Source organism: Chryseobacterium sp. UF-81, assembly GCF_058245105.1.
In genome coordinates, this window is sequence record NZ_JBSIBX010000015.1 from 116,432 (window position 1) to 126,789 (window position 10,358).

Here is a 10,358-nt window from a genome sequence, read left to right on the forward strand (position 1 = left end):
TCACTATTCATCACCAATACCGTTCTTTTTACAAATAAAAAAAAGCTAATTTCACTTCTTAAAATCTACTGTTCCCATGCAACAGCAAAAAATAAAAATTTCACAATCCATCATCTGGATAAGTTCCCTTTTTCTGGGCATTTTATCTTCCGTGCCCCAATTGGCTTCCCATGAATTCAACTGGAAAGAAGCAATCGTGAATTCAGCGATAACAGCCGCGTTTTCCGTGATCATGTGGTACCTCAACATCTATTTGCTTAACCGTAACGCAGGAAGGCGTAAGCAGGATATTTCATATTCACGACTGTTAACTGCACTGGCATTGGGAATGGTCATCATGTTCGGACTGGCGTGGATCCAGCAGCTTATTTTATCTCATATCAATTTCGGTCCGGTTATGCTGATGGTGGAAGTCAGAGGAATTCTGATCAACCTCGTTTGCTATATGTTCCTTACATTACTTCAGAACAATTATGCAGGACAGCAGGTACAGTTAGAACTGGAAAAAGTAAAAAGCGATAATCTGGGGGCACAATATGAATTATTGAAACAACAGGTGAATCCCCATTTTCTTTTCAACAGCCTGAATACTTTAAAATCAATGGCGGAAACCAACGATTCTGAAACGGTTGATTTCATTATCAAACTTTCTGACTTTTACAGATTTACACTTGAAAGCAGAAAATTGGACCTCATCTCAGTTCATGAAGAAATGAAAATCATTAATGCCTATCTTTTTCTTCAAAAAGCGCGTTTTGGCGAAGGAATTACATTCACCAACGGACTCAAAAGTGAGGACCTTAAAACGCTTATTCCTCCATTTACCCTGCAGCTTTTGGTGGAAAACTGCATCAAGCACAATATCGTTTCTCAGAGCAAGCCTTTGCATATCAGGATCTACAGTGCAGGAGACAGGATTATTATTGAAAACCCGATCCAGCGAAAAATTGCCACGGAGGAGTCCCTGGGCGTTGGCCTGGACAATATTAAAATGCGTTTCAGGCATTTATTAGAACAGGAAATAGAAATTTATTCAGACGAAAAAACTTTTCAAATAAAACTACCCTTGATTCATGAATATCATTATCATTGAAGACGAATTCAGAGCAGCAAAATCTCTTCAAAACCTTATTTTAGATCTGAGACCCGAGTCCAAAATTCTGGGAGTCTATGACAGTATTGAAACCAGCGTTGAGGCTTTATCAAAAGACGTAAAGCCGGATCTCATTTTTATGGATATCCAGCTCTCGGACGGGCTTTCGTTCGAGATCTTCAAAACTGTAGATATTACCTGTCCTGTCATCTTCTGTACAGCTTTTGACCAATATATGATGGATGCATTCAAAAGTAAGGGAGTAGATTATATTCTGAAACCTTTTTCCCGGGACGATATTTCCGAAGCGCTGAAAAAAGTGGATGAGCTGGGAAAATTCTTCCGGAAGAATGAGCTTCCGGATATTGAGTCTCTTTTACAAAAGATCAGCCTGCCTGCCGGAAAAACCAGCTTTTTAGTTTTCAAAAATCAGAAGTATACTACGATTCCTACAGAAAGTGTTGCTTATTTTTATATCCACAATGAAATCACGCATCTGGTTACTTTTGATAAGGAACAATTCCAGCTTTCACAACCTCTTGGACAGGTTGCCGAACAGGTTTCGGGAAAACAGTTTTTCAGGATCAACAGACAGTATCTGGTGAATTTTAAGGCTATAAAGGAAATGGAACATTATTTCCAGCGCAAAATTCTGGTTAAGCTTGTTATTGAAACTCCTGAAAAACTGCTGATCAACAAAGATAAGACGCATAGTTTTTTCTCCTGGCTGGAAGACCGTTAATATTCTAAAATTTTCAACCTTTATATTTTCCGGGTTCGCCTTTCAATTTGTCCGGCTTACTCTTTTTTATATTCTTTTGCGCTCGCGAGCTTCCTACTTTTGAATCAAAATTAAAGACATGATTCTAAAGAATTTAGCCATCGTAAGCGCTTTTACTACTTTTATGTTCGCCGCTTCTGCATTGATACAGAAAGGCAATATGCGCACCAGCCACACTGCTGTTTCCTCTGATAAAGGTTTTGCCGTTCTGGAACTGTTCACTTCAGAAGGCTGCTCAAGCTGTCCACCTGCAGATGAACTGATGGGACAGATCGAAAAAGAATACAAGGACCAACCGGTTTACATTCTCTCTTACCATGTAGATTACTGGAACCGTCTGGGATGGAAAGACAGATTCAGCAGTACTGAAAATTCCCAACGGCAACAGATGTACAGCCGTTTGCTCAGATCTCAAACCTATACTCCACAATTGGTGGTCAATGGGAAGGCTGAGTTTGTAGGTTCTGACAGGAATGCCATAGAAAGTGCCATTCAAAATGTTATTCTCAATTCTGAAAACAAATCAGTATCCCTTTCTGCTGCAGTTTCACAAAAAACAATCGCCGTCAGTTATAAAACGGCTGAAACTGACCCTCAAAATCAGCTGTTTATCAGCTTAGTGGAAAAAAAATCATCTACTCAGGTGGCAGGAGGTGAAAATGAAGGTCACCATCTGCAGCACTGGCAGATCGTGCATAAGCAGAAGCAAATCTCACTGAAAGACTATCCGGAAGGAACTGAAGATTTTAAACTCCCGGACAATTTTACCCCGAACAATTGGGAGATTATTGGATTTATTCAGAATTCAAAGACAGGAAAAATTTCCGGGGTTTCGAAAGCTGTAATTCAGTAAAACAGTTAAAAGAATAGTATAGTGTATAAAATTAAAAAAAATTCCAACAAAACTTTAAAATAATAAAACAATGAAAACAAAAACAACAAAAATCATCTATTGGTCAGGCGTCATTTTTATGTCATTATGGTTTGGAGCAAGCGGCTTCTTTGAACTTACTAAAAATCCGGTGGTATGGAACATTACCCAACAACTTGGCTATCCTCCTCACTTTATTTACATTTTAGGTGTTTTTAAATTATCCGGAATTCTGGTGCTTCTTCTTCCCAACCGTTTATTACGATTGAAAGAATGGGTGTTTGCAGGAATGTTTTTTGACATCATCTTCGCCTTCTTCTCAAAAATTGCGGTGCTGGGCCTCGCTGCCACTGTGGATGCTGTGATTGCCTTTACCGTGCTTTCCGTAACCTATATAATGTTCAGAAAACTGTATTCTCCTGAGCTGATATTCGGAGAAGCATAACAGCTGGATCTTTTAATAAACAAATCCTCTCATTGCTGAGAGGATTTATTCTTGAAACTATGTTGTAGAAAATTTAAGTATGTTTATTATTCCGATTAATTCATAAAACTCTCCGGAATCCATTCATAGGCGGCATCTTTCTTCTTTGTAAAGCCAAGCCCCGGCCATGGAAGATGGTAGGCAAAGGCTTTCATTTTGGTCTCTGACAGCTGTTTAAGTAATTTTTTGCGCGATTCTGCAGCAATATCCAGGTCTGTATCTCCCGAGAATCCCCATTCGGGATGTGGGAAAAGAATAACGTCAGAATGGATCAGATCTGCAATATACATCAGCTTCTCATTGCCCGAAGAAACAGTAATGACTGTAAGGCCCGGCGTATGTCCCGGAGCCAGCTGAAAACTGAAATGATCAAACAGAGGTTTTTTAAAATCATAAAACTTCAGCTTCGGACGGATTGTTTTCAGAATATTCTGAATGGGCGGAATGATCTGGTTAAGGAATTCCGGCTGACTTTTCAGAAAGCTGTTTTTAAAATCTTTGATCGAAGCCTGAAGCCAAAAGTCATGCTCAATCTTTGAAATATAAATATCGGCATTAGGAAAAACCAGATTATTCTGCTTGTCCACTACTCCACCAATATGATCCGGGTGAGCATGAGAAATAAAAACATCTGTGATGTCTTTTGGAGAAAATCCTGCTTTCTGCAGGCTCTTCAAAATAAACCCTGTTTTTTCATCCGCAAAGATTCCCATCCCTGCATCCAGTAAAACAAGCCTGTCTTTAGTCTTGATAAGCATCAGATTCATTGCCATATCAACATAATCGTCCGGACGAAAATTGTCTCTGAGAAGTTTTTTTAATTGAGAGATATCTGCTCTCGGGGCAAACGTATCGACACTTTTCTCGTGAATGTATCCGTCCGTAAGAACAAACAGCTCCAATTCTCCAAGCTTTATCTTTTTAAATGCTGAAAGGTCTTCTCCGGAATGAGATGAAAGTATTCCGGTACTGCCAAAAACATCAGAAAACGGAACCAGGCTGAATGCTCCGGCCATAAGTCCGTTTTTTAAAAGTTCTCTTCTGTTCATAATCAAATATGTGCTTTTTAAACATCCGGGTTACTGTTGTCTGATAGCAGGAACCCGGAAGTATGGTGGGTTTAGTTGTTGACTAATTTCATGGAACCTTCTGTGTATCTTTCTCCCACATTAGGATATTTTTTCAGAAGTGCATCAATTGTTTCCATATCAGATGGTGACAGATCAATGTTTACGGCTTCAATATTCTCTTCAAGGTATTTGATGCGTTTCGTTCCCGGAATCGGAATGATATCTTCTCCCTGGTTCAAAACCCAGGCTAAGGCTAACTGTGTTCCTTTTACGCCTTTAGACTGGGCAAATTCATTGATTTCCCTTGCCAGGTTTTTATTGTTTTCCAGATATTCTGCCTGATAGCGCGGCAATGTTTTTCTAAAATCCTCGTCACCAAAATTCTGCACTTCGTTGATATTGGCAAAAAGTCCTCTTGCCAACGGAGAATAAGGTACCAAAGTGATTCCTAACTCTCTGATGGTTGGTAATATTTCTTTCTCTACATCTTTGGTTAGGATAGAATATTCTGACTGCAATGCTGTAATAGGATGGATTTTATTTGCTTTCCTGATCGATTCTGCAGAAGCTTCTGATAACCCAAGGTATTTTACCTTTCCTGCTTTCACCAGCTCAGCCATTGCACCCACCGTTTCTTCTACCGGAATATTCGGATCTACCCTGTGGGCATAATAGAGATCAATCGTATCGATTTTAAGTCTCTGAAGGCTCAGATCGACAGCCTGCCTGATCCATTCCGGGGAACCGTCAAAATAAGTTCCGGGAGCCCCGCTGTGGCTTGGTTTTCCGTCTTTAAACCTGAAGCCGAATTTGGTGGCAATAAAGATCTTGTCCCTGTTTGGCACCAGAACTTTTGAGATCAGCTTTTCATTTTCTCCGGCAGCATACATATCTGCGGTATCCCAGAAGTTGACTCCTAAGTCCAATGCTCTATGCAAAGTATTGATGCTTTCCTGTTCATCGGCCGGACCGTATGCAAAGCTCATTCCCATACATCCTAAACCTATTGCAGATAACTGCTCTCCTGTGTTTCCTAATTGTCTGAATTTCATAATTGCTGTGATTTTTAATTGATAGAACAAAATTAAAACAAGAATAGACCGGATGCTCTATAGAATTCAAACTAAGAATTATAAAATTCAAACAATTTCTGTTCTGACTGCAATGGGAGCCAAACCGGTCTGCTTTTTAAAAAAATTGGTAAAATAGGCAGGTTCTTCAAATCCTAATCCGTAGGCAATTTCGGAAATATTCCAGTCCGTATGTTTCAGCAAAGCATTGGCTTCCTGAATGATCCTGGAAGCAATCTGCTGGCTTGTCGTTTTTCCGGTCATTTCTTTCACGGCTCGGTTTAAGGAATTCACGTGGATAGAAAGACTCTGCGCATAGTCATTAGGTGTTTTTAATTTCAGGAATGCTTCAGGACTGTCGATGGGAAACTGTCTTTCCAGGAGTTCCATAAACAGTAAGGCTACTCTCTGTGAAGCATTCTGATAAGGCTCAAAGCTCTCTGCAGGCTGCATTTTCATCGTCTCATGGATCAGAAGATGAAGGCATGCCCGAAGCATATCATATTTATGCATATATTCCGTTTCAATCTCCGTCATCATTTTGGTAAAGAGGTCTGAAATCGTTTTTTGCTGTTCTTCATTCACAAAGAAAACGGGAGTTCCGCCAATTTTAAAAAGCTGTGAATCCTGAAGGTTGCCAAGACGTATCCCATTCTGCAGGAACTGGTCGGTAAAAAGGCAGAACCAGCCTTTCTGGTCTTCATCATCTGTTTCCCAGGAATAAGGAACCACAGGATTGGAAAATAACAGCGCAGGACGGTCTACATGGATCCATTTATCTGCATAGTGAAGTTTTCCTTTCCCTATAATAAGTGAAATTTTATAGTAGTCTCTTCTGCTGTAAGGCGATACCAATGCACAGCTCTCCCGTGAAAAGACATTGAAGTGTCCCAAACCGGAAGTTGCAGCATCCGGTCTTTCCATAGAGGCATTCCGCAGATAAAATCCGTTTATTGTTTCTTTAGATTCCATACTGCTAAGTTATAAAATTCAAACAAACAAAAACATGCTGATGGTATGATATAATAAAAGTGACCGGCAAATGCCGGCCACTTAAAAAATTGAATATATAGTTGATAAACTGGTTTAGTGATGATGCCCGTGTACTTTTTTAACTTTTTTGTAGTTATGTTTATTACGGTTATAAACCGCTACAGGGTTCTGGCCTTTATAATATTTTGTTTTAAACTTAGTATACTTTTCTCTTCCAAGTATTCTTTCTATTTCATAGTACCTGTCTTCTCTCCATCGGTCGGGATTGCTGACATATATCCTGTTCCAGGAATCATAGTCACGGTATCTGTCGTTTAAGGCATTCAACTGGTTGGTCTGTGCTGCAGAAAGCAAAAGATCTGCTGCTACTGTTTGCCAGTTGACGTCTGTTATACTTCTTCTGTAATCGTTATAATAATCTGATTGTGCATAAGTGAGGCCAAATGTGCCTGCAAGCATTAATGCGATTAATATTTTTTTCATCTTTTAGCTTGTTTTAAGGTTAAACTGTTTTAGAATAGCCAATTAAAATGCCAAGTTCCCCTCAGCTATTCACAATCTTTGTTAAATAAAACATAACTATCTGATAATCTGATGTAAAATCATTTTTATTATCTACTTACAAAAATGTTTTTCTCAAATTGATGATGTGATTTTAATGTGGAGACCTATGCCTTTTTCATTATCAACTTTCATTTTAACTTTAAACAGCTTAAAAATTCGTTAAGTTTCAGGAAAACCCATGATTCATATTATTTTAATTTGTAATTTTAAGAATGAGAAGTATAATCCGGAAGACTTTAATGTCGCCAGATTGTTTATGCTTTATGAATTAAATAAAGCAGGTCATTAATTTAACTCACTAAATCTTAATTATTATGGAAAATATAAAGTTTGAGATATCACCATATCAGGATGAACTGCAGCTGTTAATTGACGGAGAAAAAGCAGGATATATGTCTATAAAAATTGACGGAAGGCTGCTGATTGTGTATTACACTAAAATCACTGAAGAACGTGAAGGCCATGGATATGCCAAAATGCTTCTTGACGAGCTGGTCCGTTATTCCGAAGAAAAAGACCTTCTGGTAGATCCTGAATGCGATTTTGTACGTCAGCAATTTGAAAATCACCCTGCAAGATATAAGGATATCTGGCACGCCTGAATCATTTTTTCCACCATTCTCCGAACTGATGTTGAGAACGGTTCATATACACTACTTCCCCGATCATCGGGGTGAGTATACTGAGTCCTTTTTCTTTTCCTAAACCGGTTATTTTCTGAAGCGGCTCATCCCATGGATGAAGAGCCAGCGCAAATTTAGAGGAATGAACGGGAATAATTTGTTCAGCTCGAAGATCAACAGCCGCCTGAATAACATCTTCCGGTAAAGCATGAATATACTGCCAGGCTTCGTCATACTGCCCATTTTCAAGAACAGCATAATCAAAGGGGCCAAACTGGTCACCGATTGTTTTAAAATGGGAATCGTAGCCGCTGTCACCCCCCAGGAATATCTTTTTCGTCGGAGTTTCCAAAACATAGGAAGTCCACAGGGTATTATTCTGCTTTATTTTTCTCCCCGAAAAATGCCTTGCCGGTGTAAAGGTAATTTTCAGGCTGTTTTTTAAAAGAACTTCTGCACCCCATTCTTCCTCAATCAAATTTTCTTCGCGATAGCCCCATCTTTCTAAATGGGCTCCCACACCTAATGGAACAATAGCTTTTCCCGTCCGGTCTCTGATCGATTTCACTGTCGGATAATCTAAGTGGTCAAAATGGTCATGCGTAATCACCAGGTAATCCAGATCGGGAATATCTTCCGGTTTGAATATATCTGAGCCTTTAAAAGCTTTATTAAAATATTTAAACGGGGAACCATATAAGCTCAGGACAGGATCTATGAGAAATGAAACGCCATCCGTCTGAAGATAATAGGATGAATGCCCCAGCCAGATGAAAACATCTTGATCTTTCCGGATACTTTTTAAATCCGTATGAATGGACGGAATATCCTTCAAAGGTTTCAGCAACGGGTGTTTTTTACCTAAAATGAAATCGTAGGTAACTTTTATTGTACTGTAGTCTTCGGCAATTGGCGGGGTATGGCTGATGTTCTGGAATTTCCTGTTTTTGAAAAGTTCAGACTTTCTGATACGGTCCAGTCTTATGCCTTTTGGTTCTGCGCCAAAAGCAGGCATATTCATCACCATCAGGTACATTGACACCAAAATTCCAGCCCCTAAAATCAAATATATCATCTTCATTAAAATAGTATGCAAAGGTATTGACTTTTAGCCTGACATCGAAAATTCAGTATTTTTTTAACTTAATTTATAAAGCTTTCTGAATAATTTATTATTTATTTAAATCGAAATAATCTTAAACTTTTTAACTTAGCCGATTGAAAAAAAATTCAAAGCACGTTGAAAAATTATTCGATAATACTGCTGGCAGCAGCGCTCTCTTCATGTACCTCTATCAGAAGGCATAATGAACAGAGCACAGCATGCATAGGCCCTGAAGAGCTTAAGGAGGACATAGACTATGCCTACCTGAAGCTCCAAAAGATGCATCCTCAGCTTTATTGGTATATTTCCAAAAAGGATCTTGACCATAAATTTGACAGCCTTAAACAAACGATCAACCAGCCATTAACTCCTCTTCAGTTTTATTTTAAATTGCAGCCTGTCATTGCCGATATCCGTGAAGGTCATCTGGCACTGAGAATTCCAAGAAAAAAATTTACCAAAAGTCAGATTAAAGCCCTTGAACATAAAAAAGGAATGTTCAGCCGTTTTGAATACTATCTACAAGATGATCATTTGTTTATCATCGAAAATAAAGATTCAATAAAAAATATAAAGCCGGGAACCGAAATATTGGCTATCAATAACATTCCCGCATCTGAATATATAAAAAAATACCGCCAGCTGATCAGCAGTGACGGTTACAATACTACTTTTCAATCCTATTTTTTAAAAGATGTTTTTTTTAATTTTTATACTGCAGAAAACGGATTTACGGATACTGCATTTATAGAAACGCTGTACAATGGCAAAAAACAAACTTATACGCTTCACCGGGAACCCAAATCTAAAAATGACCTGGAAAAAGATAAGGAACAGGAAAAGCGAAGCCCGGAAAAGAAAGTGAATGATTATGTAGCATTCAGCAATTCTTATAACCGGAATTTTAAATTTCTGGATAAAGACAGCACAACAGCTTACATAAAGATAAAAAGTTTTTCAAGTGATTATTCGGATAAATTTTACAGGGAAACGTTTGCAAAAATAAAAAATGCAGGATCTACATATTTAATCATTGATGTCCGCAATAATTATGGTGGTTCCCTTCACGAAATCAATAATCTGTATTCATATCTGGCACCGGAACCGTATGTCCTGATAAAGCCATCACAGCTTACCTCAAGGATTACTCCGTTAAAAACCAATTATTTCAGGAAAAGCAGCCCTTTCCAATATGCTTTTAAGAGTCTCGCCTATCCCACATATGTTTTTGCACAGACCTTCAGCACTTATAAAAAGGATGGAAAAGTGTATTACAAAATGAAAGTAGACAAACCTACAAAACCTAATAAGGATGCTTTTCAGGGAAAAGTTTTTGTCCTTATCAATGGCGGAAGTTTTTCTGCATCGTCGATTATCACGGCAAAACTGAAATATGATAAACGGGCAGTCCTGGTTGGCGAGGAAACTGGTGGCGCCAATGACGGAACTGTAGCCGGGTTTTATTCTTATCAGAAGCTTCCTCATTCGAAGATCAACCTTCCTATCGGACTGCTGCTGGTACAACCTAATATTGACTTTCTAAATACGAAAAAAGGAGTTACTCCCGATGTTACCATTACTGAAAGCATGCAGGATATCATCGATAAAAAAGACCCACAGCTGGAGTGGGTGAAAAATAAGATTGCAGAAGAGAGAGAAAGTAAATAGTTTTATGGGGTTTGGGGGGGGGGGGGGGGGGGGCGG

11 protein-coding genes are annotated in these 10,358 nt (G+C 38.8%); 6 read left to right on the top strand and 5 right to left on the bottom strand.

Going from position 1 to position 10,358, the window contains the following annotated elements; translation table 11 throughout:
- The first annotated feature begins 76 nt into the window (after nt 1–76).
- The 4 genes from AC4IFE_RS18450 (at nt 77) to AC4IFE_RS18465 (ending at nt 3,190) form a co-directional block, all read left to right on the top strand.
- The gene (locus tag AC4IFE_RS18450) at nt 77–1,093 is read left to right on the top strand and encodes a sensor histidine kinase (protein ID WP_490758594.1); all 1,017 of its coding nucleotides are present in this window, start codon (nt 77–79) and stop codon (nt 1,091–1,093) included.
- Entirely contained in the window at nt 1,074–1,835 is a 762-nt protein-coding gene (locus AC4IFE_RS18455; RefSeq protein WP_490758595.1) for a LytR/AlgR family response regulator transcription factor, read from the top strand. Before AC4IFE_RS18450 ends, AC4IFE_RS18455 begins: the two co-directional genes overlap by 20 nt.
- A 118-nt stretch (nt 1,836–1,953) precedes the next feature.
- Nucleotides 1,954–2,727 (top strand): DUF1223 domain-containing protein, encoded by a 774-nt coding sequence (locus AC4IFE_RS18460; RefSeq protein ID WP_490758596.1) that lies wholly within the window; start codon nt 1,954–1,956, stop codon nt 2,725–2,727.
- 70 nt (nt 2,728–2,797) lie between these two features.
- Nucleotides 2,798–3,190: a DoxX family protein gene (locus tag AC4IFE_RS18465; RefSeq protein WP_490758597.1), complete on the top strand. Its 393-nt coding sequence runs from the start codon at nt 2,798–2,800 to the stop codon at nt 3,188–3,190.
- A gap of 95 nt (nt 3,191–3,285) precedes the next feature.
- Here AC4IFE_RS18465 and AC4IFE_RS18470 read toward each other — a convergent pair whose 3' ends face one another.
- From AC4IFE_RS18470 to AC4IFE_RS18485, 4 genes are all read right to left on the bottom strand, one after another.
- Nucleotides 3,286–4,278: an MBL fold metallo-hydrolase gene (locus AC4IFE_RS18470; RefSeq protein WP_490758598.1), complete on the bottom strand. Its 993-nt coding sequence runs from the start codon at nt 4,276–4,278 to the stop codon at nt 3,286–3,288.
- A 71-nt stretch (nt 4,279–4,349) separates the two neighbouring features.
- Nucleotides 4,350–5,351 carry an aldo/keto reductase gene (locus AC4IFE_RS18475; protein WP_490758599.1) on the bottom strand — a complete coding sequence of 334 codons (1,002 nt, stop codon included), beginning with the start codon at nt 5,349–5,351 and terminating at the stop codon, nt 4,350–4,352.
- An 87-nt stretch (nt 5,352–5,438) separates the two neighbouring features.
- Nucleotides 5,439–6,341 (bottom strand): helix-turn-helix domain-containing protein, encoded by a 903-nt coding sequence (locus AC4IFE_RS18480; RefSeq protein ID WP_490758600.1) that lies wholly within the window; start codon nt 6,339–6,341, stop codon nt 5,439–5,441.
- Between the two features lie 114 nt (nt 6,342–6,455).
- On the bottom strand, nt 6,456–6,845 hold the full coding sequence (locus AC4IFE_RS18485; RefSeq protein WP_490758601.1) for a hypothetical protein: 390 nt from the start codon (nt 6,843–6,845) through the stop codon (nt 6,456–6,458).
- A 395-nt stretch (nt 6,846–7,240) separates the two neighbouring features.
- On the opposite strand from AC4IFE_RS18485, the gene AC4IFE_RS18490 reads away from it, so the two are divergent.
- Nucleotides 7,241–7,528 (top strand): GNAT family N-acetyltransferase, encoded by a 288-nt coding sequence (locus AC4IFE_RS18490; RefSeq protein ID WP_048506657.1) that lies wholly within the window; start codon nt 7,241–7,243, stop codon nt 7,526–7,528.
- Between the two features lies 1 nt (nt 7,529).
- On the opposite strand, the gene AC4IFE_RS18495 is transcribed toward AC4IFE_RS18490, so the two are convergent.
- Entirely contained in the window at nt 7,530–8,630 is a 1,101-nt protein-coding gene (locus AC4IFE_RS18495) for an MBL fold metallo-hydrolase (RefSeq protein ID WP_490758602.1), read from the bottom strand.
- 159 nt (nt 8,631–8,789) lie between these two features.
- Here AC4IFE_RS18495 and AC4IFE_RS18500 point away from each other — a divergent pair, with 159 nt between their 5' ends.
- The gene (locus AC4IFE_RS18500; protein WP_490758603.1) at nt 8,790–10,322 is read left to right on the top strand and encodes a S41 family peptidase; all 1,533 of its coding nucleotides are present in this window, start codon (nt 8,790–8,792) and stop codon (nt 10,320–10,322) included.
- The last annotated feature ends 36 nt before the right edge of the window (nt 10,323–10,358 follow it).